General features: G+C 72.3%; 24 protein-coding genes. 9 read left to right on the plus strand and 15 right to left on the minus strand.

Going from position 1 to position 24,286, the window contains the following annotated elements:
* Nucleotides 1-29: 29 nt before the first annotated feature.
* The 4 genes from ACIP6W_RS00265 to ACIP6W_RS00280 form a co-directional block, all read right to left on the minus strand.
* Nucleotides 30-1,706 (minus strand): ribonuclease J, encoded by a 1,677-nt coding sequence (locus ACIP6W_RS00265; protein ID WP_209686063.1) that lies wholly within the window; start codon nucleotides 1,704-1,706, stop codon nucleotides 30-32.
* Between the two features lie 48 nt (nucleotides 1,707-1,754).
* Complete coding sequence (dapA, locus tag ACIP6W_RS00270; RefSeq protein ID WP_058730183.1) at nucleotides 1,755-2,732, minus strand: 4-hydroxy-tetrahydrodipicolinate synthase; 978 nt, start codon at nucleotides 2,730-2,732, stop codon at nucleotides 1,755-1,757.
* Nucleotides 2,733-3,104: 372 nt separating this feature from the next.
* Nucleotides 3,105-3,611 carry a dihydrofolate reductase gene (locus tag ACIP6W_RS00275; protein ID WP_400427580.1) on the minus strand — a complete coding sequence of 169 codons (507 nt, stop codon included), beginning with the start codon at nucleotides 3,609-3,611 and terminating at the stop codon, nucleotides 3,105-3,107.
* A complete protein-coding gene (locus tag ACIP6W_RS00280; protein ID WP_251154821.1) occupies nucleotides 3,611-4,435 on the minus strand; it encodes a thymidylate synthase in 825 nt (274 codons plus the stop codon). Before ACIP6W_RS00280 ends, ACIP6W_RS00275 begins: the two co-directional genes overlap by 1 nt.
* A 78-nt stretch (nucleotides 4,436-4,513) precedes the next feature.
* On the opposite strand from ACIP6W_RS00280, the gene ACIP6W_RS00285 reads away from it, so the two are divergent.
* Nucleotides 4,514-5,425, plus strand: a complete 912-nt coding sequence (locus tag ACIP6W_RS00285; protein WP_400427582.1) for a TIGR01777 family oxidoreductase — start codon at nucleotides 4,514-4,516, stop codon at nucleotides 5,423-5,425.
* 109 nt (nucleotides 5,426-5,534) lie between these two features.
* On the opposite strand, the gene ACIP6W_RS00290 is transcribed toward ACIP6W_RS00285, so the two are convergent.
* Together ACIP6W_RS00290 and ACIP6W_RS00295 are read right to left on the minus strand one after the other, a co-directional pair.
* The gene (locus ACIP6W_RS00290; protein ID WP_400427585.1) at nucleotides 5,535-5,951 is read right to left on the minus strand and encodes a tetratricopeptide repeat protein; all 417 of its coding nucleotides are present in this window, start codon (nucleotides 5,949-5,951) and stop codon (nucleotides 5,535-5,537) included.
* 47 nt (nucleotides 5,952-5,998) lie between these two features.
* A complete protein-coding gene (locus ACIP6W_RS00295) occupies nucleotides 5,999-6,751 on the minus strand; it encodes a 4-hydroxy-tetrahydrodipicolinate reductase (RefSeq protein WP_209686068.1) in 753 nt (250 codons plus the stop codon).
* A 22-nt stretch (nucleotides 6,752-6,773) separates the two neighbouring features.
* Here ACIP6W_RS00295 and ACIP6W_RS00300 point away from each other — a divergent pair, with 22 nt between their 5' ends.
* Entirely contained in the window at nucleotides 6,774-7,283 is a 510-nt protein-coding gene (locus tag ACIP6W_RS00300) for a GNAT family N-acetyltransferase (RefSeq protein WP_251154818.1), read from the plus strand.
* Nucleotides 7,284-7,333: 50 nt separating this feature from the next.
* On the opposite strand, the gene ACIP6W_RS00305 is transcribed toward ACIP6W_RS00300, so the two are convergent.
* Nucleotides 7,334-7,936 carry a histidine phosphatase family protein gene (locus ACIP6W_RS00305; protein WP_066657952.1) on the minus strand — a complete coding sequence of 201 codons (603 nt, stop codon included), beginning with the start codon at nucleotides 7,934-7,936 and terminating at the stop codon, nucleotides 7,334-7,336.
* Nucleotides 7,937-7,941: 5 nt separating this feature from the next.
* A complete protein-coding gene (locus tag ACIP6W_RS00310; protein ID WP_066653262.1) occupies nucleotides 7,942-9,276 on the minus strand; it encodes a pitrilysin family protein in 1,335 nt (444 codons plus the stop codon).
* Between the two features lie 245 nt (nucleotides 9,277-9,521).
* Here ACIP6W_RS00310 and ACIP6W_RS00315 point away from each other — a divergent pair, with 245 nt between their 5' ends.
* Together ACIP6W_RS00315 and ACIP6W_RS00320 are read left to right on the plus strand one after the other, a co-directional pair.
* Nucleotides 9,522-10,169 carry a TetR/AcrR family transcriptional regulator gene (locus tag ACIP6W_RS00315; RefSeq protein ID WP_066653259.1) on the plus strand — a complete coding sequence of 216 codons (648 nt, stop codon included), beginning with the start codon at nucleotides 9,522-9,524 and terminating at the stop codon, nucleotides 10,167-10,169.
* Between the two features lie 124 nt (nucleotides 10,170-10,293).
* Nucleotides 10,294-10,821 carry a YbhB/YbcL family Raf kinase inhibitor-like protein gene (locus ACIP6W_RS00320; protein ID WP_400427588.1) on the plus strand — a complete coding sequence of 176 codons (528 nt, stop codon included), beginning with the start codon at nucleotides 10,294-10,296 and terminating at the stop codon, nucleotides 10,819-10,821.
* An 81-nt stretch (nucleotides 10,822-10,902) separates the two neighbouring features.
* Here ACIP6W_RS00320 and ACIP6W_RS00325 read toward each other — a convergent pair whose 3' ends face one another.
* Complete coding sequence (locus tag ACIP6W_RS00325; RefSeq protein WP_066653253.1) at nucleotides 10,903-13,176, minus strand: polyribonucleotide nucleotidyltransferase; 2,274 nt, start codon at nucleotides 13,174-13,176, stop codon at nucleotides 10,903-10,905.
* A gap of 306 nt (nucleotides 13,177-13,482) precedes the next feature.
* On the opposite strand from ACIP6W_RS00325, the gene ACIP6W_RS00330 reads away from it, so the two are divergent.
* The gene (locus tag ACIP6W_RS00330) at nucleotides 13,483-14,694 is read left to right on the plus strand and encodes a coiled-coil domain-containing protein (RefSeq protein ID WP_400427590.1); all 1,212 of its coding nucleotides are present in this window, start codon (nucleotides 13,483-13,485) and stop codon (nucleotides 14,692-14,694) included.
* Between the two features lie 27 nt (nucleotides 14,695-14,721).
* Here the strand turns inward: ACIP6W_RS00330 and ACIP6W_RS00335 are convergent, their stop codons facing one another.
* The 3 genes from ACIP6W_RS00335 to ACIP6W_RS00345 all read right to left on the minus strand — a co-directional run bounded on the left by ACIP6W_RS00335 (nucleotide 14,722) and on the right by ACIP6W_RS00345 (nucleotide 16,331).
* On the minus strand, nucleotides 14,722-15,342 hold the full coding sequence (locus tag ACIP6W_RS00335) for a CE1759 family FMN reductase (RefSeq protein ID WP_400427593.1): 621 nt from the start codon (nucleotides 15,340-15,342) through the stop codon (nucleotides 14,722-14,724).
* Nucleotides 15,343-15,496: 154 nt separating this feature from the next.
* A complete protein-coding gene (gene rpsO, locus ACIP6W_RS00340) occupies nucleotides 15,497-15,766 on the minus strand; it encodes a 30S ribosomal protein S15 (protein ID WP_058742593.1) in 270 nt (89 codons plus the stop codon).
* 118 nt (nucleotides 15,767-15,884) lie between these two features.
* Nucleotides 15,885-16,331 carry a VanZ family protein gene (locus ACIP6W_RS00345; RefSeq protein WP_066653249.1) on the minus strand — a complete coding sequence of 149 codons (447 nt, stop codon included), beginning with the start codon at nucleotides 16,329-16,331 and terminating at the stop codon, nucleotides 15,885-15,887.
* A gap of 103 nt (nucleotides 16,332-16,434) precedes the next feature.
* On the opposite strand from ACIP6W_RS00345, the gene ACIP6W_RS00350 reads away from it, so the two are divergent.
* The 3 genes from ACIP6W_RS00350 (at nucleotide 16,435) to ACIP6W_RS00360 (ending at nucleotide 18,968) form a co-directional block, all read left to right on the plus strand.
* Nucleotides 16,435-17,535 (plus strand): glycoside hydrolase family 6 protein, encoded by a 1,101-nt coding sequence (locus ACIP6W_RS00350; protein WP_209686078.1) that lies wholly within the window; start codon nucleotides 16,435-16,437, stop codon nucleotides 17,533-17,535.
* An 84-nt stretch (nucleotides 17,536-17,619) separates the two neighbouring features.
* Entirely contained in the window at nucleotides 17,620-18,672 is a 1,053-nt protein-coding gene (locus tag ACIP6W_RS00355) for a M4 family metallopeptidase (protein ID WP_400427595.1), read from the plus strand.
* Nucleotides 18,673-18,689: 17 nt separating this feature from the next.
* Nucleotides 18,690-18,968, plus strand: a complete 279-nt coding sequence (locus ACIP6W_RS00360) for a protealysin inhibitor emfourin (RefSeq protein WP_066653244.1) — start codon at nucleotides 18,690-18,692, stop codon at nucleotides 18,966-18,968.
* On the opposite strand, the gene ACIP6W_RS00365 is transcribed toward ACIP6W_RS00360, so the two are convergent.
* The 3 genes from ACIP6W_RS00365 to ACIP6W_RS00375 form a co-directional block, all read right to left on the minus strand.
* Nucleotides 18,958-21,204 carry a HelD family protein gene (locus ACIP6W_RS00365; protein ID WP_400427598.1) on the minus strand — a complete coding sequence of 749 codons (2,247 nt, stop codon included), beginning with the start codon at nucleotides 21,202-21,204 and terminating at the stop codon, nucleotides 18,958-18,960. The two genes, ACIP6W_RS00360 and ACIP6W_RS00365, sit on opposite strands and share 11 nt — an antisense overlap.
* A gap of 208 nt (nucleotides 21,205-21,412) precedes the next feature.
* Nucleotides 21,413-22,249: an aldo/keto reductase gene (locus tag ACIP6W_RS00370; protein ID WP_066653239.1), complete on the minus strand. Its 837-nt coding sequence runs from the start codon at nucleotides 22,247-22,249 to the stop codon at nucleotides 21,413-21,415.
* Nucleotides 22,249-22,620, minus strand: a complete 372-nt coding sequence (locus ACIP6W_RS00375) for an FKBP-type peptidyl-prolyl cis-trans isomerase (RefSeq protein WP_058728797.1) — start codon at nucleotides 22,618-22,620, stop codon at nucleotides 22,249-22,251. Before ACIP6W_RS00375 ends, ACIP6W_RS00370 begins: the two co-directional genes overlap by 1 nt.
* A gap of 245 nt (nucleotides 22,621-22,865) precedes the next feature.
* Here ACIP6W_RS00375 and ACIP6W_RS00380 point away from each other — a divergent pair, with 245 nt between their 5' ends.
* On the plus strand, nucleotides 22,866-24,182 hold the full coding sequence (locus ACIP6W_RS00380; protein ID WP_400427600.1) for an MFS transporter: 1,317 nt from the start codon (nucleotides 22,866-22,868) through the stop codon (nucleotides 24,180-24,182).
* The last annotated feature ends 104 nt before the right edge of the window (nucleotides 24,183-24,286 follow it).

Consider the following 24,286-nt stretch of genomic DNA (forward strand, 5'->3'; position numbering starts at 1 on the left):
TGCCTCCCGGCCGGCTGCGGCGCGTCTGCCTACGCCTCGATGACCACCGGGACGATCATCGGGCGGCGGCGGTGCTTCGTGTTCACCCAGCGGCCGACGGTGCGGCGGACGACCTGCTGGAAGGCGTGCGCGTCCCGTGTGCCGTTGCCCGCCGCGTCGGCGAGCGCCTTCGCGATCTGCGGACGGACGTCGTCGAAGACGGAGTCGTCCTCGGCGAAGCCGCGCGACTGGATCTCCGGGCCGACCACGCACTGCCCCGTCGTGAAGTCCACGGCGCAGAAGATCGAGATGAAGCCCTCCTCCGCCAGGACCCGACGGTCCTTGAGGTCGGCGTCGGTGATCTCGCCCACGGTCGATCCGTCGACGTAGACGTAGGCGATGTCGAGCTGTCCGGCGACGCTCGCGACGCCGTCCTTCAGGTCGACGACGATGCCGTCCTGGCCGAGGATGACGTTGCGCGGCGGCACACCCGTCTGGATCGCCAGGTCGGCGTTCGCGTACAGGTGGCGGTGCTCGCCGTGCACGGGCAGCACGTTGCGCGGGCGCAGGATGTTGTAGCAGTAGAGGAGCTCGCCGGCCGACGCGTGGCCGGAGACGTGCACCTTCGCGTTGCCCTTGTGGACCACCTTCGCGCCGAGCTTCGTCAGCCCGTCGATGACCCGGTAGACGGCGTTCTCGTTGCCCGGGATGAGGCTCGACGCGAGGATGACGGTGTCGCCCTCGCCGATCTCGATCTGGTGCTCGAGGTTCGCCATGCGCGCGAGGACGGCCATCGGCTCGCCCTGCGACCCCGTCGACATGTAGACGATCTGGTCGTCCGGGACGTTCTTCGCCTTCTTCGTGTCGATGAGCACGTCGTCCGGCACCCGGAGGTAGCCGAGCTCGGCGGCGATGGTCATGTTCCGGATCATCGACCGCCCCATGAACGCGACCTTGCGGTTGGTCGCGGCGGCGGCGTCGAGGACCTGCTGCACGCGGTGGACGTGCGACGAGAAGCTGGCGACGACGACCTTCTTGCGGGCGCGGGAGATGACGTTCTCGAGCACCGGTCCGATGTCACGCTCGGGCGCGGTGAACCCGGGGACGTCGGCGTTGGTCGAGTCCGGCAGGAACAGGTCGACGCCCTGCTCGCCCAGGCGGGCGAAGGCACGGAGGTCGGTGATCCGGTCGTCCAGCGGGAGCTGGTCCATCTTGAAGTCACCGGTGTGCAGCACGCGCCCGGCGGGGGTCGTGATCGCGACGGCGAGGGCGTCCGGGATGGAGTGGTTCACGGCGACGAACTCGAGGTGGAACGGACCGAGCTGCTCGGTCTGGTCCTCCTGCACGACGAGCGTGTAGGGCTTGATCCGGTGTTCCTTGAGCTTCGCCTCGACGAGCGCGAGGGTCAGCGTCGAACCGATCAGGGGGATGTCGCCCTTGAGCTTGAGCAGGTAGGGGACGGCGCCGATGTGGTCCTCGTGCCCGTGGGTGAGCACGACACCGAGGACGTCGTCCAGACGGTCCCGGATCGGCCCGAAGTCGGGGAGGATGAGGTCGACGCCCGGCTGGTGCTCCTCGGGGAAGAGCACGCCGGCGTCGACGACGAGCAGCTTGCCGTCGAACTCGTACACGGTCATGTTGCGACCGATCTCGCCGAGACCCCCGACGGGGATCACGCGGAGGGTGCCGGGTTCGAGCGGCTGCGGTGTGGAGATCTGGGTGGGCATTCGGTCCTGACTGTCGTGCGACGCGCTACCGCTGCGCCGCGTGCTTTCCTAACGTGTGGTGCCTGGCACCTTCGGCAGTGCGCCGCCGGCCGCCGCGTTGCGGTCCGGGCGGAAGTTCGAGAAGTCGGCACCGGGGATGTCCCGGACCGCTTCGAGGGAGGTCTCGATGGCGTAGGCCTCGGTGTCCTCGGGGCCGACGAGCGGCAGCCGGACGCGCGGGCTGCCGATCCGGCCGAGGCCGTGGAGCACGTACTTCGCCGCGACGGTCCCGGGGACGTGGGTCATGATCGCACGGACGAGCGGTTCGACGCGCTTGTGCTCCGCGGTGGCGGTCGCCAGGTCGCCGCGGTTCACGGCGTCGACGATCGTGCGGTACGGCGTGCTCGTGATGTTCGCCGTGACGCCGATCAGCCCGGTGGCGCCGATCGACAGGTGCGGGAGCACGTTCGTGTCGTCGCCCGAGAAGTACATGAGGTCGGTGTTGTTGAGCACCCGGGAGACCTCGGCGAAGTCACCCTTGGCGTCCTTCACGGCGAGGATGTTCGGGTGGTGTGACGCCCGCACGATGGTCTCGTACGTGATCGGGATGCCCGTGCGGCCCGGGATGTCGTACAGGATCACCGGCAGGTCGGTGGCGTCGGCGATCATCCGGAAGTGGGTGAGGACGCCCGCCTGGGTCGGCTTGTTGTAGTACGGCGTGACGATCATCACGCCGTCGGCGCCGGCCTTCTCGCTCTGCTTGTAGAGGTGGATCGCGTGCGCGGTCTCGTTGGAGCCGCCGCCCGTGATGATCTTCGCGCGGCCCGCGGCGACGGACTTGCCGACCTCGACCAGGCGGAGCTTCTCCGGGTCGGTCAGCGTGCTCGTCTCGCCGGTGGTGCCGGTGACGACGATGCCGTCGGCGCCGGCCGTGATGCAGTCGTCGATGTGCTGCTCGACGCCGGGCCAGTCGACCTCGCCGTCGGCCGTGAACGGCGTCACGAGGGCGACGAGGACCTGACCGAAGGGATTCTCACGCGGGGACACGCCCTCCAGCGTACCGGGGATGCGCGACGGCACCGCCGTCCGGTCGGACGGTGCGCGGCTCGCGGACGGTGCGACGCCGCGGCCGGCTCCGGCGCGGCTCCGCTGCGGCCGGGAGGCGCGGCTCGGCTCCGTGCGGGAGGCGCGGCTCGCGGACGGCGCGCGGCTGCGGCCGGGAGGCGCGGCTCGGCTCCGTGCGGCGACTCACGGCCCGGCGGGTGGACGCCGCGCGCTGGCGCGGTGCACAACCGGAAGCACGTCGCGCCACGGGATTGCGTGGCGCGACGTGCTTCGTGTTGTGCGCGAGCACGTCGCGCCGGCGCGTGCCGGCCGCGGGCACCGCGGGCACCGCGGGCACCGCGGGCACCGCGGGCACTACGCGCGGCGGCGCCACTCCCGGAAGCGGTAGCGGGTGGCGTCGACGCGCGACTCCTGCCACGGGCCCTCGTCGACGAGCTCCCACACGTCGTCGAGCGCCGGCGCGCGGGTGTCTCCCGGTACGTCGCGGTCGACGATCGTCTCGGACACCCGGTCGGCGAAGGGCAGGGCGTCGGCGTAGACGGCTCCCCCGCCGATCACCCACACGGTCTCGTCGGTGTCGAGTGCGGTCGCCAGGTCGTGCACGACCTCGGCGCCCTCGGCCGACCACGAGGGGTCCCGCGTCAGCACGACGTTCCGACGCCCCGGCAGTGGTCGGAAGCGCGGCGGCAGTGAGTCCCAGGTGCGCCGCCCCATCACGACCACGGCGTCGCCGGTGACCTGCCGGAAGTGCGCGAGGTCCTCCGGGACGTGCCACGGGATGCCGCCGTCGGCGCCGATCACACCGGACGCGGTGCGCGCCCAGACCATGCCGACACCGCGGACGGGCTCGGTCCACCCCATCAGACGGCGACCGCGGCCTTGATCGCCGGGTGGTGCTCGTAGTCGACGACCGTGAAGTCCTCGTACACGTAGTCGTCGATCGAGTCGCGCGGAGCGATCTCGAGCGTCGGGTACGGGTACGCCGTGCGGGAGAGCTGCTCGCGGACCTGCTCGACGTGGTTGTCGTACACGTGGCAGTCGCCGCCGGTCCACACGAAGTCGCCGACCTCGAGCCCGGTCTGCGCGGCGATCATGTGCGTGAGCAGCGCGTAGGACGCGATGTTGAACGGCACGCCGAGGAACATGTCCGCGCTCCGCTGGTACAGCTGGCACGAGAGCTTGCCGTCGACCACGGAGAACTGGAAGAACGCGTGGCAGGGGGCGAGCGCCATCTCCGGCACGTCGGCGACGTTCCAGGCCGAGACGATGAGACGACGGGAGTCCGGGTTCGTCCGGATCTGCTCGATCACCTGGGCGATCTGGTCGACGTGCTCCCCCGACGGTGTCGGCCACGAGCGCCACTGCACGCCGTAGACCGGGCCGAGGTCGCCGTCCTCGTCCGCCCACTCGTTCCAGATGCGCACGCCGTGCTCCTGCAGCCACCGGGCGTTGCCGTCGCCGCGCAGGAACCAGAGCAGCTCGTAGGCGACGGACTTGAAGTGCACGCGCTTGGTCGTGACCAGCGGGAAGCCCTGCGACAGGTCGTACCGGAGCTGCGCGCCGAAGATGCTGCGCGTGCCGGTGCCGGTGCGGTCGCCCTTCGGCGCACCCTCCTCGAGCACCCGGCGCAGCAGGTCTTCGTAGGGAGTGGGGACGGTGGGATCGGGCTGCACGGTCTCGCTCACACGGAGAGCCTACGTCCACGACACGGCGAGCCTCCGTCCACGAGGAGAACCCGGGGCTCGCTGAGTACCGTGGGCCGCATGTCGACCCAGCCGCTCTCGATCCTCGTCGCCGGTGCGTCCGGCTTCATCGGGACCCCCCTCGTCCGCGCCCTGCGCGAGGCCGGACACCACGTCACGACGCTGACCCGCAGCGAACCCCGCACCGCGAGCGCGTTCCGCTGGTCCCCCGGCACGCGACCGCTCGACCCGGCGGTGCTCGACGGCGCGGACGTCGTGATCAACCTCGCCGGCGCGAACATCGGCAGGCTGCCCTGGACCGAGTCGTACAAGCGGGAGATCCTCGACTCGCGCGTGCAGGCCACGGAGACCCTCGTCGAGGCGATGCGCCACGCGACGAACCCTCCGGCGCTCTTCCTGTCCGGGTCGGCCTCGGGCGTGTACGGCGACCGTCCCGTGGACGTCCTCGACGACGACGCCGAGGCCGGCCGGGGCTTCCTCGCCGACGTCTGCACGCAGTGGGAGGCCGCCGCGACCGCAGCCCCCGAGGGCGTCCGCGTCGTCCTGCTCCGCACCGGCATCGTGGTCGGGCAGGGCGGCGGCGCACTCGCACCCCTCGTACCGCTCACCAAGGCGGGACTGGGCGGCAAGCTCGGCACCGGTGGCCAGTTCTGGCCGTGGATCGCGCTCGAGGACGAGGTCGGCGCGATCGTGCACCTCGCCACCAGCCCGGAGGCCGCCGACGTGCGCGGCCCCGTCAACCTGGCCGGGCCGGAGGCCGCGGTGTCGAACCGCATCACCCGCCGCGTCGCCGAGGACCTGCACCGCCCCTACCTGTTCAGCGTGCCGGCCTTCGCCCTGCGCACGCTGCTCCGCGAGGCCGCCGACGAGATGCTGCTCTCGAGCCAGCGCATGGTGCCGCGCAAGCTCACCGGGTCCGGCTACCGGTTCCGGTACGAGCGCGCCGAGGACGCGGTCGACGCGGCCTTCTGACCCGACGACCGGAACGACCCGACGAACCGGAACGACCCGACGACCGGAACGACCCGACGACTGACGGACGGGAGGCCCGTGGCGGACACCGCCACGGGCCTCCCGTCCGTCAGCGGGTCGCCGCCGCCTTCGCCAGTGCGGTCCGCATCGCCGCTCGCGCCCGCTTGCGGTCACCGGCGGCGTCGTAGACGATGCCCAGTCGGTACCAGCCGCGCCAGTCCTCGGGGTCGGCCTCGACGGCGTCCCGGTACCGCGGGAACAGCTCGTCGGCTGCCTCGCGCGTGGGGCGCCCCGACGGGCGGACGGGGACGACGTCGTCCGGGGTCGCGCCCTCGCGCTCGAGTCGCGCGCCGAGCCGTGTGATGCGCAGCCCGAAGCGGACCTCGAGCACGAGCAGCAGCGCGCCGATCGCCGCGACGACGAACAGCGCGACGCCGATGCCGATGCCGATCGGCTGACCGGTCGCCACGAACGCGAGCGCACGCTGACCGACGAGCCCGATGTAGAGCGCGAGCAGCAGGGTCATCAGCGCCGCACCCCAGAACGGGGAGCGGAGAGACCGCCAGGTCGACGTCACGGCTGGCCGATGCCGAGGACGCTGCCGAGCCCGACGGTCAGGCCGCGGGCACCGACCACGGCGGACAGCGCCGCCCGGACGCCTGCGACGTACGCCACGTCGTCGTTCGTGTCGTGGCGGATCGTGACGGTCTCACCGGGGCCGCTCAGCAGCACGTCCTGCACCGCCTTCACCCCCGGCAGACGCAGAGAGTGGATCGGGACGCTCGCCACCTGCTGCCCGCGGGCACGCTGGTCGACGTGCGGGGCGTCGACGGGACCGACCTCGCGACGGGCGTCCGCGATGAGCTCGGCGGTCCGGACGGCGGTGCCCGACGGGCTGTCGATCTTGCCCGCGTGGTGCGTCTCGACGATCTCGACGGACGGGAACCACGGCGCGGCGATCGTGGCGAGGTGCGTGGCGAGCACCGACCCGATCGAGAAGTTCGGGACGACGAGCACACCCTGGTCGGGCCGTGCCTCGAGCCCGGAGCGGAGCGTCGCGAGGCGGTCGAGCGACCAGCCGGAGGTCCCGACGAGGACGTTCGCGCCGCTCGCCAGGGCGTGGTCGACGATCGCGGGGCTCAGTGCGGGGACGGTGACGTCCACCACGACGGCTGCTCCGCCGAACACCGACGGCGGTGCCTCGTGCACGGCGTCCTTCGAGGACAGCGACGCGACGAGCTCGAAGCCGTCGAGCGACTCCACGACGGAGGCCACCAGGCCCCCGAGACGACCGGTGGCGCCGACGACGGCGACGGGAGTGACCATGGCTCCATCCTAGGATCGACGCATGCCGCTCCAGGTCAGGTCCGTTCCCGCCGACGCACCCGAGGTCGACGCGCTGCTCGACGCCTACCTCGACGAGCGCGAGGCCACCTTCCCGAGTGCGCAGGGCTCGTACTCGCGGAAGCGCACCCCGGCCGTCGAGTTCACGGCGCCGAACGGCGTGTTCGTGGTCGCGTACGAGGTCGACGAGGACGGGGCGCTCCCGATCGGGTGCGGCGGCCTGCGACGGATCGCCGCCCGTGCGGACGGCGATGCCACGCCGGACGACGACGCACGGTTCGAGGTGAAGCACGTCTACGTCTCCCCCGCCGGACGGGGTCGGGGCGTGGCGACCGCGGTGATGGACGCACTGGAGGGCGCCGCGCGGGACCTCGGCGCGACGAGCGTCGTCCTCGACACGAACGACTCGCTCGTCGCCGCGGGTGCGATGTACCGGAGCCGCGGGTACGAGCGCACCGCGGCGTTCAACGAGAACCCCAACGCGACCGCCTGGTACCGCAAGCCGGTGCGCTGACCGGTGTCGTGCCTCCCGGCCGGCCCCGTGGCGCGCTGGGTGGCGGGCCGCTAGACGGGTTGTTCGACCGGCAGACCCGTGCGGAGCTCCACCGGCAGGTGGGCCAGGTCGTTGAGGGTGACCACCTCGGCCGGCTTCGCGGAGCGGATCCGGATGATGGTGAGTGCCGTGTGCGCCACGTTGGTGCCCATCCAGCGCCACTCCGGTGCCTGGAAGGCCTCGCGGACGAACCAGCCGATCACGGCGTTGTGCGTGATGAGCAGGTCGTGGCGATCCTCGCGCGCCGGGGTGAACCACTCGGCGACGGCGTCGCCCATCTGGGCCTGCCCGGCGACGATCTCCTCTTCCGTCACGCCGCCGTACCAGCCCTGGTACGCGTGCGGCATGTCCGGCGTCGGTCCCGACGGGATGCAGTCGAAGAGCAACGTCGAGGGCTCCGGCTGGATCGAGGGCAACCGCTGCGCGAGGTACGCAGCCGTCTCGCTCGGGGCGTCGAGCGGCGAGTGGTACACGCCGTCGAAGGGCACCCCGCCGAGGCGGTCGGCGACGAGCACTGCCTGGCGCTTGCCGCGTTCGGAGAGCTTGCCGTCGCGGAGTCCGTGCTCGGCGTCCTGGTGTTCGCCGTGCCGGACGAGGTACAGGTAGTGCGACACGTCCGTCACCCCTCGACGCCGATGGCCGCGGCGAGTTCGTCCCGCTGCACGGCTCCCACCACCGAGGTGATCGTGGGTCGGGTGAGCAGGTCGCGCGCCAGGTCGAGCACGTCGCCGGCGGTGACCCGGTCGACCCGCTGCAGCGCGGTGCCGAGGTCGGTGAACTCCCCCGTGCCCAGTTCGGACCGGCCGAGGCGGGTCATCCGGGCGTCGGAGTCCTCGAGCGAGAGCGTCAGGGCTCCCTCGATCTGGCCCTTGGCGCGGCGGAGCTCGTCCTCGGTGATGCCGTCGTCGACCATCCGTGCGAACTCGGCGTCGATGATCTCGACCACGCCGGCGACGTTGTCCGGGGCACAGCCGGCGTAGACGCCGAAGGCGCCGTTGTCGAGGTAGGCCGGGGCGAAGGAGGACACGGCGTAGGCGAGTCCGCGGCGCTCGCGGACCTCCTGGAAGAGGCGCGAGCTCATGCCCCCGCCGAGCACGGCGTTCAGCACGCTGAGCACCGGGCGGCGTTCGTCGCGGAGGTCCAGCCCCTGCGAACCACGGAGCATGCTGACCTGCTCGGTCGGCCGGTGCGCGACGGCGAGGCGCGGCACCGCCGGGTCGGCGACGGGCTGCGGAGAGCGCCGGGCGAGCGGCGAGGCCCGCGGGGCGTCGCGGAAGACGCGCTCGACGAGTTCGCGGAAGCGGTCGTGGTCGACGGCACCAGCGGCGGTGACGACGATGCCGTTCGGTGCGTAGTGCTCCCGGTAGTGGTCGAGGACCTCGTCGCGCCCGACGGCACGGATGCTCTCGGGTGTCCCGCCGATCGGACGGCCGAGGGGGTGCCCGTCGAAGGCAGCGGCGAAGAAGGCCTCGCCCGCGACGTCCGCCGGGTCGTCGGCGGCCATCGCCAGCTCCTCGAGGATGACGCCGCGCTCGACGGCGAAGGCGTCCGCGTCGAGCACCGAGCCGGTGACCATGTCGCCGATCACCCCGACCGCCATCGGGACGTCGGTGTCCCGGACCCGCGCGTAGTAGCAGGTGTACTCCTTGGCGGTCGCGGCGTTGTGCTCACCGCCCACGGAGTCGAACGCGATGGCGATGTCGAGTGCGCTGCGTCGACCGGTGCCCTTGAAGAGCAGGTGCTCGAGGAAGTGCGTGGACCCGAACTGCCCTTCGCGCTCGTCACGGGACCCGACACCGACCCAGAAGCCGAGGCTCGTGGAGCTCGCCCCCGGCACCGACTCGGTGAGGACCCGGACACCGGACGGCAGCACGGATCGACGGACGAAGGCACCACCGGACGTCAGGAAGGACGTGTCCTGGGCCTCGAGCGGCAACGGCACTGGCTGGTTCATCGCAGGAGAGCCTACTGACCCGGCAGGGCCGATCATCCAGATTCCACAGGCTCGCGGCGCGTGCCTCGAACTGGGGTACATCCGAGGAGGATAGAAAGACTCGTCTGTCTGTCCTCACTGTGGTACAGTCGTCACATCGGGTCGGAAGCCCCCCTAGATTCCGACCCGGTGGCTCGGGACATCAGTCCTGCGCGGCAGAGTCCCCCCACTCCCCCGCGGAGCCGATGAGTCCGAGGAGCAGCGCTGTGACGGTCGATTCCCCCCAACCGGCCGTCCAGCGTCTCCCCGGCCCGAGCACGAACCTCGCGTCGCCGGACGGGTCGAGCGTCCCCCCGGCTCCCCGCTCCGGCGGCGCGAAGGTCCGCATCCTCGAGACCGCGTCGAGACTCTTCTACGAAGAGGGCATCCGCGGCGTCGGCGTCGACCGCCTGATCTCCGAGGCGAGCGTCACGAAGGCGACGTTCTACAAGCACTACGGGTCGAAGGACAACCTGATCCTGGCCTACATCCGGGCGCAGGACGAGCGGGTGCAGCAGGCCTTCGCGCGCCTGGTCGAGGAGGCAGCCTCCCCGGTCGAGGCCGTCCGCGCCTGGGTCTCCGCCGTCTCGGACGACGTCGGCCGACCGGACTTCCGCGGCTGCGCCTTCCTCAACGCCGCTGCCGAGTACCACGATCCCCGCGACCCGGTCCGCCAGGTCGTCGCCGCGCACCGCGACTGGTACACGGAACAGCTCTTCGCGCTGCTGCAGCGCGCCGGACACCCGATGCCGGGCGACGGCGCCGACGAGCTCATGCTCGCGCGCGACGGCGTCATGGCCGGTGCGTACGCCGGCGACGCCATCGCGGCCACCGCCGCGCTCGGGCGGGTCGTCGAGCGCGTCATCACGCGCTGACCACGACGGGCGCGTCCGACGCCTCCCGGGTGGGCAGCGGACGGACGGGAGGCACGTGGCGGCGCCGTCCCGCGCCTCCCGTCCGTCCCATCCACGGGACAGGACGCGGGTGTTGGCTGGACGCATGGCCAACGACCCCAACTGGAACCTCCCCGAGGTCCCCTCGTTCACCCTGACCAGCCCCGACTTCAGCGACGGTGGCGCACTGCCCGACTGGGCACGCGGCTCCGACGCCGGTGGTGAGGACCGCTCCCCCGCGCTCGAGTGGTCCGGCGCCCCCGACGGCACGCAGAGCTACGTCCTCACCGTGTACGACCCCGACGCGCCGACCGGCTCGGGCTTCTGGCACTGGAGCCTGACGGACGTCCCGGCCTCGACCACGTCGCTCCCGCAGGGCGCCGGCACCGACGACGCGCTGCTGCCCGCCGAGGCGCTGCGGCGTCGCAACGAGTACGGCACGGACACCTTCCTCGGTGCCGCCCCGCCCGCCGGCCAGGGTCCGCACCGCTACGTCTTCACCGTCAGCGCCCTCGACGTGCCGGTGCTCGAGGCCCCCGCCGACGCCACGCCGGCGGTCGTCGGCTTCCTGCTCCGCGAGCACCTGCTCGGCCGCGCGCAGCTCACCGGCACGCAGGAGACGCCCGCCTCCTGACGCCGCCCGGGACACGGCGACGGCCGCCGCTCCAGCAGGAGCGGCGGCCGTCGTCGTGTCAGCAGCGCGAGGCGCGAGGGATCAACCCTCGGCGTTGTCCTCGGTGTGCTTCTCGTGGCCCTCGCGGCCCTCGGTGTCCACCTCGTCGGCGACGACCGGCGCGAGCGAGAGCTTGCCGCGGTCGTCCACCTTGGTGACCTCGACCAGGACCTTCTGGCCGACGCCGAGCACGTCCTCGACGTTCTCCACGCGCTTGCCACCGGCGAGCTTGCGGACCTCGGAGACGTGGAGCAGACCGTCGCGGCCCGGGAGCAGCGACACGAAGGCACCGAACGTCGCGATCTTGACGACCGTGCCGAGGAACTGGTCCCCGATCTCCGGGTTCGTCGGGTTCGCGATGGCGTTGACCTGCGCACGGGCGGCCTCGGCCGACGGGCCGTCGACGGCGCCGATGTAGACGGTGCCGTCGTCCTCGATCGAGATGTCGGCGCCGGTCTCGTCCTGGATCCCGTTGATCGTCTTGCCCTTCGGGCCGATCAGCTCGCCGATCTTGTCGACGGGGATCTGCACCGAGATGACGCGCGGAGCGGTGTCCGCCATCTCGTCGGGGGCGTCGATCGCCTCGGTGAGCACACCGAGGATGGCCGAGCGGGCCTCCTTGGCCTGCTTCAGCGCGGCGTCGAGGACCGACGACGGGATGCCGTCGAGCTTCGTGTCGAGCTGGATGGCGGTGACGAACTCGGAGGTACCGGCGACCTTGAAGTCCATGTCGCCGAGGGCGTCCTCGGCACCGAGGATGTCGGTCAGCGCCGCGTAACGGGTCTGGCCGTCGACGGTGTCGGAGACGAGGCCCATCGCGATGCCCGCGACCGGCGCGCGCAGCGGCACACCGGCGTTGAGGAGCGACAGGGTCGAGGCGCAGACGGAGCCCATCGACGTCGAACCGTTGGAGCCGAGGGCCTCGGACACCTGACGGATGGCGTAGGGGAACTCCTCGCGCGACGGCAGCACCGGCACGAGGGCGCGCTCGGCGAGGAAGCCGTGCCCGATCTCGCGACGCTTCGGCGAACCGACGCGACCGGTCTCACCCGTCGAGTACGGCGGGAAGTTGTAGTGGTGCAGGTAGCGCTTCTTCGTGACGGGCGACAGCGAGTCGATCTGCTGCTCCATCTTGAGCATGTTCAGCGTGGTGACGCCGAGGATCTGCGTCTCGCCGCGCTGGAAGATCGCCGAGCCGTGGACGCGCGGGATCACGGCGACCTCGGCGTCGAGCGGACGGATGTCGGCGAGGCCGCGACCGTCCATGCGGACCTGCTCGGTCAGGATGCGGCCGCGGACGACCTTCTTCGTGACCGACTTGTACGCACCGCTGACCTGGCCGTTGGCGGACTCGGGGAGCTCCCCGGCCTCGACCTTGGCGGCGACGGCCTCCTTGACGCGGGCCTTCAGGGCGTCGTCCTTGTCCTGACGCTCGAGCTTGCCGGCGATCTGGTAGACGTCCTTGAGCTCGTCGAGGGCGAGGGCCTCGACGGCGGAGTAGACCTCGGGGGCGTACGGCGGGAAGACCGGGTAGTCCTGGATCTCCTTGGCCGACTGTGCGGCCATCTTCGCCTGCGCCTCGACGAGGACCTTGAGGAACGGCTTGGCCGCCTCGAGGCCCTGCGCGACGATCGCCTCGTCGGGCTTGGTGGCGCCGCCCTGGATGAGGCCCCAGGCGTGCTCGGTCGCCTCCGCCTCGACCATCATGATCGCGACGTCCTCGTTGCCCTGGTCGTCGGTGACGACACGGCCGGCGACGGTGAGGTCGAAGACCGCTTCCTCGAGCTGCGAGGCCTTCGGGAACGCGACCCACTGGTCACCGATGAGCGCGAGGCGCACACCGGCGATCGGGCCCGAGAACGGCAGACCGGAGATCTGCGTCGACGCGGACGCCGCGTTGATCGCGAGCGCGTCGTAGAACTCGTCCGGCGCGATGCTCAGGACGGTGATGACGATCTGGACCTCGTTGCGCAGGCCGTCGACGAACGACGGGCGCAGCGGCCGGTCGATGAGACGGCAGACGAGGATCGCCTCGGTGCTCGGACGGCCTTCGCGACGGAAGAACGAACCGGGGATCTTGCCGGCGGCGTACGAGCGCTCCTCGACGTCGACCGTCAGCGGGAAGAAGTCGAAGCCCTCACGCGGGTGCTTGCCGGCGCTGGTGGCCGAGAGGAGCATGGTCTCCTCGTCGAGGTACGCGGCGACCGCGCCCTGGGCCTGCTGTGCGAGGCGGCCGGTCTCGAACCGGACGACACGCTTGCCGAACTTGCCGTTGTCGATGACGGCTTCGGCGAACTTGATCTCGGGACCCTCCAAAAGGGTGCCTCCTTGACGTGTTCGGCAGACCTGGGCGACGGCACTCGTGGTGCGTGCGCGCCGAGGGGTCGGGGCGCATGTCTGGCCAGCAGTAGAAGCACTCGGGACTCCGAACGGCCCGCGAGCCACCACCGATGACCAGCTCCGTGCCCGGTCTGCGCAGTGTTGTGTGCCAGCTCCGCGAGTGTGACGTCCGGAGCGTGACGTCCGGAGAACGGTCCCCGGACGATGAGGACTTTACCAGTCCTCAGGCACCCGGCGGGTGTTGCTCCTGGCGAACGGGCGTGTCCCCGGTAGCCTGCCGACATGCGCACCAGCCCTCCCCGGCGCGTGCTCGTCGCGGCCGCCGTGGTCGTGGGCGCGCTCGTCGCACCGGTCGTCACTGCCCTGCCCGCGAGCGCGTCGACGACGGAGTACCCCACGTGGCAGGACGTGCAACGCGCGAAGGGGGACGAGCAGGCCGCGGCCGCAGAGGCGACGAAGGTGCAGGCGGCACTGCGGTCCGTGCAGGCCGACGCCGCGGCGAAGTCGCAGACCGCCCTCGACGCCTCCGAGGCCGCCGAGCGTGCCGAGGCGGACCTCGCGTCGGCGACGCAGACCGCCACGGCGCTCCGGTCCCAGGCCGACACCGCCGAGCGCACCGCCACCCAGGCGCAGGACCGTGCGGGGCAGCTCGCCGCGACCCTGTACCGGGACGGCAGCCAGAACGCGATGACCACGCGCATCGCCACCACGGACGACCCGGACCAGCTGCTCTACCAGCTCGGCGCCGTCGACCAGCTCTCGAGCACGTGGGAGGGCGTCCTCGAGGACGCCTCGGTCGCCGGCCGCACGGCGGAGTCGCTGCACGACCAGGCCGAGCGTGCCGAGTCCGAGCGGAGCACCCTCGCCGCCGCCGCCGAGGAACGGTCCGCCACGGCCCGGACGGCCTCCGACGCCGCCGAGCGGGCCGTCGCCGACACCCAGCAGCACAGCGACGAGCTCTACGCGCAGCTGGCCACCCTGAAGGACACCACCGCCACGACCGAGCAGCGGTACGAGCTCGGCGTGCAGGTCGCCGCACAGAAGGCCGCGCAGCAGCGGGCGCGCGAGCGAGCCGCCGCAGCCCAGCGCGCGGCGGCGGCAGCCGCCCCCTCGGCCCCGGCGCCGGTCGCGACCAGCGGCGGGACCGACACGTCCTACCCGAGCACGGGCGGCGTCACGGTCGACCCGGCCGGTGCGCAGGCGTACGCCCGCAGTGCGATCGGCGCCTACGGCTGGGGCGGCGACCAGTTCTCGTGCCTGGTCTCCCTCTGGAACCAGGAGTCGGGCTGGCGGGCCAACGCCTTCAACGCCTCGAGCGGTGCGTACGGCATCCCCCAGTCACTGCCCGCGAGCAAGATGGCGGTCGCCGGGGCGGACTGGCGGACGAACGCCGCCACCCAGGTCAACTGGGGGCTGGCGTACATCCACGACGCCTACGGCTCGCCCTGCGCGGCGTGGAACCACGAGATGAGCGTCAACCCGCACTGGTACTGACCGGCCGACACCGTCCGGTACCGCGGGTCAGTGGCCGAGGCCACCGAGCAGGGACGCGAAGTCGGTCGGCGCGGCGAGCGTCTCCTGCTGCGGCGTCCGCCGGGAGGCGCGGATCGCCCAGGCCAGGTCGGCCCCGGCCCGGCGGATGCGTGCGTCCAGCGCGGCGGAGTCCGCCTCGCTCCCCCAGTCGTCGGTCGCGGCGAAGACACCGGTCGGTACGACGGCGGCGCGCAGGTACGCGAACACCGGGCGGAGGGCGTGGTCGATCGCGAGCGAGTGCCGTGCGGTGCCCCCGGTCGCCGCGAGCAGCACCGGCAGGTCGGTCACGCCGTCCTTGTCGAGCACGTCGAGGAACGACTTCGCCAGACCGCTCATCCCCGCGGTGAAGACCGGGGTGACGAAGACGAGCGCGTCTGCCTCGAGCACGGTGCGCTGAGCGGCGGCCAGGCCCGGTGCGGCGAACCCGGTGAGCATCGCGTCGACGATCTCGTGGGCGATCGGACGCAGCTCGACGTGACGGACGTCCACCGTGCCTCCCGGCTGGTCGGCCGAGACGGCGGTGACCGCGGACGCGGCGAGCCGATCCGCGAGCAGGCGGGTGGAGCTGGGCTCGGAGAGCCCGGCGGAGACGACGGCGATGGTGGTCATGACAGTTCCCGACTTTCGATGCGTTTGCATGAACATCGTACCGAACCGAGGCCGGGGCGCAACCATTCCCGGTCGTGGCTGGCCGGGGACGAGGAACGCCCCGGTCCTCACGAGGAGGACCGGGGCGTTCGGTCACGCAGTGTCTGCGAGTCGACTAGCGACGCAGGCCGAGGCGCTCGATGAGCGCACGGTAGCGGCTGATGTCGACGTCGGAGAGGTACCCGAGGAGACGGCGACGCTGACCGACCATGAGCAGCAGACCACGACGCGAGTGGTGGTCGTGCTTGTGCTCCTTGAGGTGCTCGTTCAGGTCGTTGATGCGACGCGTCAGAACGGCGACCTGGACCTCGGGGGATCCGGTGTCGCCCGGGTGGGTCGCGTACTCTTCGATGATCTCCTGCTTGACCTTCGCGTCAAGTGCCATGGATGATCCCCTTCCCTGTCCTCTGAACGAGAACTGTCGTTGCGCGGTGCTCATGCCTGATGCATGGGCGCTCTTTGTCCGCGGCCGTTCGACGGCAACCGGACGAGACTACCAGAGATCAGGCAGGGCGGGCGCGCAGCCGCTGCCGTCGCGGCACCGGCAGCAGGCTCCGGACGAGCCCGACGAGGGTGGCACCGAGCAGCCCGCCGAGACCGTTCGACAGCACGTCCCGCGGATCCGCGACCCGGTACGGCAGGAAGCGGGCCTGCGCGAGCTCGATCCCGACCGACAGGACGACCGCGACCACGGCGCCCAGCAGCCACCAGCGACGCGGCAGCCACAGCGCCGCGATCATCCCGACGGGGACGAACATCCCGATGTTCGCGAGGAACTCGACCCGGTCGTAGGTGAACCAGGCACCGTGCGGCAGCTGCTGCAGCCAACCGATCACGTGCAGCACGAGCTCGTCCTGCGCATGCGTGAAGACCCGCGGCGTGAGGGTCATCCGCCAGATCACCCAGGCGTAGCCGGCGGTGAGAGCGAGCAGCAGGAGCTTCCGGAACATCCGGTCAGTATCGCTGCCGGCTCCTGGCAGCCGGCCGCGCCCCACCTGGGCGGACGCCGGGCCACCCTGGCACGACGCTGTGGCCTGCTGCCAGCATGGACGCATGCCGGAGCAGGGGACGCGCGGCCGCACCAGGGGCAGCGGACGACGACAGTGGGCGGTGCTCGCCGTGGGAGCGGTCGTCGCCGTGGCCGTGGGCGGGCTCGTCCTCTCCACGGTGTCGGGGTCCGATGACGGTCCGGACGGCACCGGCACCCCCGGCGCGACGACGACGAGGAGCAACGGTGTCGAGCCGGGCCGGGCGATCGCGGAGCGCGAGTCGGCCGCGACCGCGTTCCCGGGCGGCCTGGCCCACCAGCCGGACCAGGACGGACAGGCTGCGCGCCGAGCCGCGGAGGCCCGGGCGGACGGCGAACGCGCGACCGCCGAGCAGATCGACGTCATCGCGGACCAGCCCGTCGCGACCTGGCTGACGAACCCCTCCGAGTCCGTCACCCGACAGGTCGTCCGGCGGGTGGTCCGGGGCGCCGAGCAGCAGCACCGCACGCCCGTCTTCGTCCTCTACGCGATCCCGGACCGCGACTGCGGCAGCTACTCCGCCGGCGGCACCGCCGAGGACGCCTACCTGCCGTGGGTGCGGTCGGCCGTCCGGGCGATGGCCGGCTCGCACGCGGTCGTGCTCGTCGAACCGGACTCGATCGCGCAGATCCACGTCTGCGAGCGCCTCGGCCGGGAGCGCCTGCGACTGCTGGACCTCGCCGTGGACGAGCTCGCCGGACACGGGTTGACGGTGTACCTCGACGGCGGCAACGAGGACCGGGTCCCCGTCACCGAGATGGCACGGTGGCTGCGGGCGGCCGGGGTCGACCGGACGCAGGGCTTCGCGACGAACGTCTCGAACTTCTACCGGGTGGACACGGAACGCGCGTACGCCGACCGGTTGGCGGACGCGATCGGTGGCGACCCGCACTTCGTGATCGACGTCTCGCGGAACGGGCAGGGCTGGCGCGGCACCTGGTGCAACCCCGAGGGTGCGGGACTCGGACAGGCACCGCACGTCACCGCGGGGTCCACCCGGCTCGACGCCCTGCTCTGGGTGAAGACGCCCGGGCTCAGCGACGGCACCTGCAACGGCGGGCCGGCGGCCGGGCAGTGGTGGGAGTCGTACGCCCTGGCGCTGGTGGAGCACCGCCAGCGCGACTGACCCGCCGGGCCCCCGCAGCCCCAGCCGGCCAGCCGCTCCGGACCGGGCAGCACCGTCGTCGGTCGTCGGTGGTTCCATGGCGCCATGACCGCCACCCGCCGCCACTCCGTCGTCCCGCCGTACCTGCTGCGCGCCGTCGCCGCCGCGTCGCAGCACCCCCGCGCGGCCTCGGCGGCACGGACCGCGCTGGCCGAGATGGACGTCGTCACCGCTCCGAAGCACGAGCACCGCGTCCGACCGCAGGGCATCAGCGGCTCGGTCGACCGCTCGCCGCAGCGCACCGTCGCCGACGCGCGCGGCACGACCACCCTGCCCGGCACGGTCGTCCGGCGCGAGGGCGACCCCGACTCCGGTGACGCCGCGGTCGACGAGGCGTACGCCGGACTCGGCGCGACGCACGCGTTCTGGCTCGACGTGTTCGGCCGGGTGTCGATCGACGGCGCCGGGCTCCCCCTCGACGCCACGGTGCACTACGGGCAGGACTACGACAACGCCTACTGGGACGGGCGGCGCATGGTGTTCGGCGACGGGGACGACGAGGTGTTCCGGCGCTTCACGGTCGCGCTCGACGTCATCGGCCACGAGCTGGCCCACGGCGTGACCCAGTACACCGCCGACCTGACGTACCAGGGGCAGTCGGGCGCGCTGAACGAGTCGGTGAGCGACGTGTTCGGTTCGCTGGTCGCGCAGTACGCCGCCGGGCAGACCGCCGACCAGGCCACGTGGCTGATCGGCGAGGGGCTCTTCACCGACGCCGTGCACGGCGTGGCACTCCGGTCGATGCGGGCCCCGGGGACCGCGTACGACGACCCGGTGCTCGGGAAGGACCCGCAGCCGGCGACCATGGCCGACTACGTCGAGACCACCGAGGACTCCGGCGGCGTGCACCTGAACTCGGGCATCCCGAACCACGCATTCTTCCTCGCTGCGACCACCATCGGCGGGTACGCGTGGGAGGGCGCGGGAGCCGTCTGGTGGGACGCCCTGACGTCGCCCGAGACCACCGAGGACATCGACTTCGCCGGCTTCGCACGGGTCACGGTCGACGCCGCCGCGGCACGCTTCGGGCAGGGCTCGACGGAGCACGCCGCGGTCGAGGACGCCTGGCGGAGCGTCGGCGTGCTCACCGGTCCGTGACGGCGTAGAACCGGAGCATGCAGATCGTCGTCCGCCGCAGTGGTGGGTTCGCCGGCCTCTCGCGGGGCTGGCGGATCGACACCGACTCGTGCGACGACCCGGACGCCTGGGACGACCTGGTCGGCGCCCTCCCGCGCGAGGCCCCGGCGCGGCGGCGGCAGGCGGTGCCCGACGACTTCACGTGGACGGTGAGCGTCGCCCGCACCACCGTCACGATCCCCGGCAGCCAGCTCGACGGCGCGTGGGCGGCCCTCGTCGCGCGGGTGCGCGACGAGGGCGAGCCGATCAGTCGGTGACGTCGACGACGACCAGCCGTCGCGTCGGTCGCGTCATCGCCACGTAGACCGCGGCCGCGGCGCGTGCCGCGTCGGCGCCGACCCGGTCCGGGTCGACGAGCAGGACGCCGTCGAACTCGAGGCCCTTCGCGTCCGCTCCCGAGAGCACCGTGACCGACCCCGGCCGCGGTGAACCGAGCCCGCGGACGTCGGCGTCGGTGCGGGCGAGTCGGTCGCGGACGGCGGTGAGCTCGGCCTCGGGCACGATGACGCCGATCGTGCCCGAGCCGATGCGCTCCCGCTCGGCGTCCACGTGCTCGGCGACCGTGTCGAGCAGCGCCGCCCGGGGCACGGACACGCGGTCGACCGGGTCGCCGTCGCGCACGGCCTCGGTGCGCGTGACCGCCAGTCCGGCGGCGTCGGCGAACGCACCCGCCGCCTGCACGATGGAGCGCGGCGTGCGGTAGTTGACCGTGAGCTCGGCGATCCGGTGGTCGAGCGGGACCACGGGCGCACGTCCGCGACGGCGGCGTGCGAGCGCACCGACGACGTCGTCCCACGTGCGCGCGGCGGCCGGCGAGGAACCCTGCGCCATGTCACCGACGATCGTGAACGACCGCAGCGGGTTCCGGCGGGCGAGGACCCGCCACTGCATCGGTGAGAGCTCCTGGGCCTCGTCGACGACGATGTGCCCGTAGGTCCACTCGCGGTCCTCGGCGGCGCGCTCGGCCGTCGTGCGGGGATCGCCGCCCTCGGCGAAGGACCCCGCGACCTGCTCGGCGGAGACGATGCCCTCGACGCCCATGTTCTCGATCGCCTGGCGGGCGTTCTCGATGTCGCGGTTGCGGCTGGCCTTGGCCGCGCGCTTCGCGGCACCGCCGGTCGGGTCGAACGGCCCGAGGAGCTCGGCGGCCTCGTCGAGGAGCGGGACGTCCTCGATCGTGAAGCCCGCGCCACGCGGTCGCTGGAGCAGTGCGCGGCGTGCGGGTGTCCAGTCCGGCGTGAGCGAGGCGAGCCAGTTCGGGCGCGCGTACAGGTCCTCGAGGAACTTCTCCGGCGGCAGCGGCAGCCACGCGGTGTTGAGCAGGACACGGGCGTCGTACGAGCTGCGGATGTCCTCGCGCAGGACCTTCTCGTCGGCCTCGTCCACCGTCGTGCCGCGGGCGCGGAGCTGGTCGGCGAGCAGGCGGGTCATCGCGTCGAGGGCGATCTTGTTGAAGGTCACCCGGGCGACGTTGTGCGGCTTCCCGCGGTCCTGCGCCCGCTTGAGGGCGTCGGCGACGAGCTGCGGTGGCACCGTGAGCCGCTCCCCCTCGACGTCGAGCACGACCGACTCGGTCGGGACGACCTGGCGGGAGCGGACGGCACGGCGGAGCAGCGACGCCATCTGCGCCGAGCCCTTCACCGCGGCGACGTCCCCGTGGTCGTGCATCGTCGCGTGCACGCCCGGGTACAGCGACCCGAGCGAGGCCATCACCACGCCGGTCTCGCCGAGCGACGGCAGCACCTGCTCGATGTACGTCAGGAACGCCGGGGACGGCCCGACCATGAGCACGCCGGAGCCCCGGAGCCGGTCGCGGTGCGTGTACAGCAGGTACGCGGCGCGGTGCAGCGCCACGGCGGTCTTGCCCGTACCGGGGCCGCCCTGCACGATGAGGACACCCTCGAGCGCGGAGCGGATGATGCGGTCCTGCTCGCCCTGGATCGTCGCGACGATGTCGGTCATCCGACCGGTGCGCTCGGCGGTGACCGCCGCGAGCAGCGCTCCCTCGCCCTGCAGGTGCGTGCGCTCGTCGTCGTACAGGGTCGCGTCGAAGACCTCGTCCTCGACGTTCACGACCGTGCGACCCTCGAGCGTCAGGTGACGGCGGGCGCGCATGCCCATCGGGTGCGCTGCGGTCGCCTGGTAGAAGGCGCTCGCACCGGGGACGCGCCAGTCGAGCAGGAGCGGTCGGTGCTCGACGTCGCGGAGGCCGACGCGGCCGATGTACCGGAACGTGTCGTCGGGCGACTCCGGCTCGGACACCTCGAGCCGACCGAAGACCAGGCGGTCGCCGACGCGGTCGAGCGTGGCGATCGTGTCCTCGTACAGGCGTGCGTAGGCGTCACGCTCGCTGCGGCTCTGGTGGTTGCCGCCGACCGCCTGGCGGCGGGTCTCGGCGAGACGCTGCTCGGCCTCGGCCGTCAGCTCGTCGAGACGGGTGAAGAGACCGTCGACGTAGCTACGTTCGCGGTCGGTCTCGGTCGGTTCGGACACACGCCACCCTTCGGGAAACAGGGGTGTCCAGTGTAGTCCCGCCGGGCGACCTCCGGGGGCGACGAGACGCACGGGCGACCGGGGGACGGACGGGAGGCGCGGTGTCGGCCGACACCCCTCCCTCGCAGGCTCGGTCGGCGCGCCCCGCGCGACGCTTCGCGTCGCCGCTCAGCGGGGCGCGCCCGTCCGTCCGTGGGGGCGGGAGCCCCTACATCTCCTCGTGCGTGTCGGGGTCGCCGTCCCAGAGACGCCCGCGCTCGAGCCCGGAGATCGCGCGGACCTCGTCGTCGGTCAGCGCGAAGCCGAAGACGTCGAGGTTCTCCCGCTGCCGGTCCGCGTCGCCGGACTTCGGCACCGGGACCGCGCCGAGCTGGACGTGCCAGCGCAGCACGACCTGGCCGGGCGTCACGCCGTGCGCGGCCGCCGCGTCGAGGACCGGCTGCTCGGTGAGCAGCTCGGACTGCTTCGCGAGCGGGCTCCAGCTCTCGGTGACGATGCCGTACTCGGCGTGCACCTTGCGGAGCTCGGCCTGCGGGAAGTACGGGTGCAGTTCCACCTGGTTCACCGCCGGGGCGACACCGGTGGCGTCGATGATCGCCTTCAGGTGCTCGGGCGTGAAGTTCGAGACGCCGATCGAGCGGACCTTGCCGCTGTCCCGGAGGTCGACGAAGGCCTTCCACGTGTCGACGAACTTCCCGACCGACGGGTTCGGCCAGTGGATGAGGTACAGGTCGACGCGGTCCAGCCCGAGGTTGCCGAGCGTCTCGTCGATCGAGCGGTGTGCCTCGTCGTAGCCGTGGTGCCGCCCGGGCAGCTTCGACGTGACGACGAGGTCCTCGCGGTCGACCTCCGACTCGCGCACGGCGCGGCCGACGGCGTCCTCGTTGCCGTAGTTCAGCGCGGTGTCGAGCAGCCGGTAGCCGCTCGTGATCGCCGCGCCGACCGCTGCGGTGCCCTCGTCGCCGTTCAGCCCGTAGGTGCCGAGGCCGAGCTCCGGGAAGCGGTGGCCGTCGTTCAGCTCGATGGTGGGCGCGCCGACCTGCATCAGCGGACCCCGAGCAGGTCGATGATGAAGATGAGGGTCTTGCCGGAGAGGAAGTGCCCGCCGCCGGCCGGGCCGTAGGCGAGCTCCGGCGGGACGGTGAGCTTGCGGCGCCCGCCGACCTTCATGCCGGGGATGCCCTCCTGCCAGCCACGGACGAGTGCTGCGAGCGGGAAGTCGATCGGCTCGCCCCGGTTCCACGAGCTGTCGAACTCCTCGCCGGACTCGTACTCGACGCCGGCGTAGTGCACCTTGACGGTCGAGCCGGGCTGCGCGACGTCGCCGTCACCCTCGACGATGTCGGTGATCACGAGCTCGGTGGGGGCCGGGCCCTCGGGGGCGTCGAACTCGGGCTTGCTGTTGAGGTCAGTCATGGCGTCAGTCAACCAGCTGGGGTGTGGTGGCTTCCCCGGCGGCGCGGGCGTCTCGCTCCCCGCGAACGGGCACGATCCGTCACGCTCAGCGGACGAACGCGACACTTTCCGCCCGCTCGCGTCGCCCGAGCCCGCAGATTCCGCCCGCTCGCGTCGCCGGAGTGCGCAGATTCCGACCGCTCGCGTCGCCGGAGCCCGCAGATTCCGCCCGCTCGGGGCGGCGCAGGCCGCAGAATGGTTCCACCGTGACACGACCTGACACCGCACCCCGCCGCCGCCTGCTCGCCGACCTCACCCCGCTCCGCCGCTCCCCCGCGTTCGCGCGGCTCTGGGCCGGCACGGCGATCGCCGGCATCGGCACGCAGATGACCACCGTCGCGGTCGGCCTCGAGGTGTACGAGATCACCCGCTCGACCTTCGCGGTCGCGCTCGTCGGCGTGATCGCCCTCGTCCCGATGATCGTCGCCGGGCTGTACGGCGGGATGCTCGCGGACGCCTTCGACCGGCGGCTCGTGGCCCTCGTGTCCGCGATCATCGCCTGGGCCGCGGTCGCGCTCATCGCCACGCACGCCTGGCTCGGGCTGCACAGCGTGGCGCTCCTCTACGTGCTCGCGACCGTCAACGCCGTCGCCGCGACGGTGAGCAACGCCTCGCGTTCGGCGATCGTCCCCCGACTCGTCGGGACGGCCCTGCTCCCGGCGGCGAGCGCCCTCGGTGGCATCGCGTCCGGGTTCCAGGTGACGGTGGGCCCGGCGATCGCCGGTGTCCTCATCGCGAGCGTCGGCTTCGCACCGACCTACACGATCGACGTCGTGCTCTTCACGTTCGCCTTCCTCGGCGTCTTCACCCTCCCCCGGATGGCCGCGGAGCACGACGCCCTCCGCCCCGGGCTGCGCTCCCTGGTCGAGGGTGCGCGGTTCCTCAGGCGGTCCCGCAACATCACGATGACGTTCGTGCTCGACATCGTCGCGATGACGTTCGGCCAGCCGCGCGTGCTCTTCCCGGCGATCGGGGCGCTGGTCATCGGCGGCGGGTCGATCACGGTCGGCACCCTGACCGCCGCCTACGCCGTCGGCGCGCTGCTGTCGAGCGTGTTCTCCGGCCCGCTCGGGCACGTGCGACGCCAGGGCGAGGCCGTCGGCTGGGCGATCACGGCGTACGGCGGTGCGATCGCGGCGTTCGGCGTCGTCATCGCGGTGGCGCACCTGCTCGGCGGTCGGTCCGGCGAGGCCTTCGGCGTCGAGATCCTGCCCGCACTCGGACTCGCGGCGCTGTTCCTCGCGGCGGCGGGCGGCGCGGACAACGTCAGCTCGGTGTTCCGGAACACGATCCTGCAGGCGGCCTCGCCCGACGGGATGCGCGGACGGCTGCAGGGCATCTTCATCGTGGTCGTGACCGGCGGTCCGCGCCTCGGCGACCTGTACGCCGGGCTCGTCGTCGCGGCCGGCATCGCGTACCCGCCGATCATCGGCGGCGTGCTGATCATCGGCCTCGTGGCACTGCTGCTCCGGCTGGTGCCCTCCTTCCGCCGGTACGACGCACTCGACCCGCACGCGAACTGACCGGCGGGTGCCGGCCCCGTCAGGTCCGAGACTCGGCCTGGCGGACGAGACTCGCGCGCGGGAACGGCGAATTTGTCCGCGGGGCCGAGTCTCGTGCAGCTGTC

This window comes from Curtobacterium sp. NPDC088465 (genome assembly GCF_044753165.1).
GTDB lineage: Bacteria > Actinomycetota > Actinomycetes > Actinomycetales > Microbacteriaceae > Curtobacterium.

Excerpts from the sequence above, each read along its gene's own strand:
- ACIP6W_RS00265 (WP_209686063.1), bottom strand. The coding sequence starts at position 1,706 with ATGCCCACCCAGATCTCCACACCGCAGCCGCTCGAACCCGGCACCCTC.
- ACIP6W_RS00275 (WP_400427580.1), bottom strand. The coding sequence starts at position 3,611 with ATGGGGTGGACCGAGCCCGTCCGCGGTGTCGGCATGGTCTGGGCGCGC.
- ACIP6W_RS00285 (WP_400427582.1), top strand. The coding sequence starts at position 4,514 with ATGTCGACCCAGCCGCTCTCGATCCTCGTCGCCGGTGCGTCCGGCTTC.
- ACIP6W_RS00290 (WP_400427585.1), bottom strand. The coding sequence starts at position 5,951 with ATGACCCTGCTGCTCGCGCTCTACATCGGGCTCGTCGGTCAGCGTGCG.
- ACIP6W_RS00295 (WP_209686068.1), bottom strand. The coding sequence starts at position 6,751 with ATGGTCACTCCCGTCGCCGTCGTCGGCGCCACCGGTCGTCTCGGGGGC.
- ACIP6W_RS00300 (WP_251154818.1), top strand. The coding sequence starts at position 6,774 with ATGCCGCTCCAGGTCAGGTCCGTTCCCGCCGACGCACCCGAGGTCGAC.
- ACIP6W_RS00310 (WP_066653262.1), bottom strand. The coding sequence starts at position 9,276 with ATGAACCAGCCAGTGCCGTTGCCGCTCGAGGCCCAGGACACGTCCTTC.
- ACIP6W_RS00320 (WP_400427588.1), top strand. The coding sequence starts at position 10,294 with ATGGCCAACGACCCCAACTGGAACCTCCCCGAGGTCCCCTCGTTCACC.
- ACIP6W_RS00330 (WP_400427590.1), top strand. The coding sequence starts at position 13,483 with ATGCGCACCAGCCCTCCCCGGCGCGTGCTCGTCGCGGCCGCCGTGGTC.
- ACIP6W_RS00335 (WP_400427593.1), bottom strand. The coding sequence starts at position 15,342 with ATGACCACCATCGCCGTCGTCTCCGCCGGGCTCTCCGAGCCCAGCTCC.
- rpsO (WP_058742593.1), bottom strand. The coding sequence starts at position 15,766 with ATGGCACTTGACGCGAAGGTCAAGCAGGAGATCATCGAAGAGTACGCG.
- ACIP6W_RS00345 (WP_066653249.1), bottom strand. The coding sequence starts at position 16,331 with ATGTTCCGGAAGCTCCTGCTGCTCGCTCTCACCGCCGGCTACGCCTGG.
- ACIP6W_RS00350 (WP_209686078.1), top strand. The coding sequence starts at position 16,435 with ATGCCGGAGCAGGGGACGCGCGGCCGCACCAGGGGCAGCGGACGACGA.
- ACIP6W_RS00355 (WP_400427595.1), top strand. The coding sequence starts at position 17,620 with ATGACCGCCACCCGCCGCCACTCCGTCGTCCCGCCGTACCTGCTGCGC.
- ACIP6W_RS00360 (WP_066653244.1), top strand. The coding sequence starts at position 18,690 with ATGCAGATCGTCGTCCGCCGCAGTGGTGGGTTCGCCGGCCTCTCGCGG.
- ACIP6W_RS00370 (WP_066653239.1), bottom strand. The coding sequence starts at position 22,249 with ATGCAGGTCGGCGCGCCCACCATCGAGCTGAACGACGGCCACCGCTTC.
- ACIP6W_RS00375 (WP_058728797.1), bottom strand. The coding sequence starts at position 22,620 with ATGACTGACCTCAACAGCAAGCCCGAGTTCGACGCCCCCGAGGGCCCG.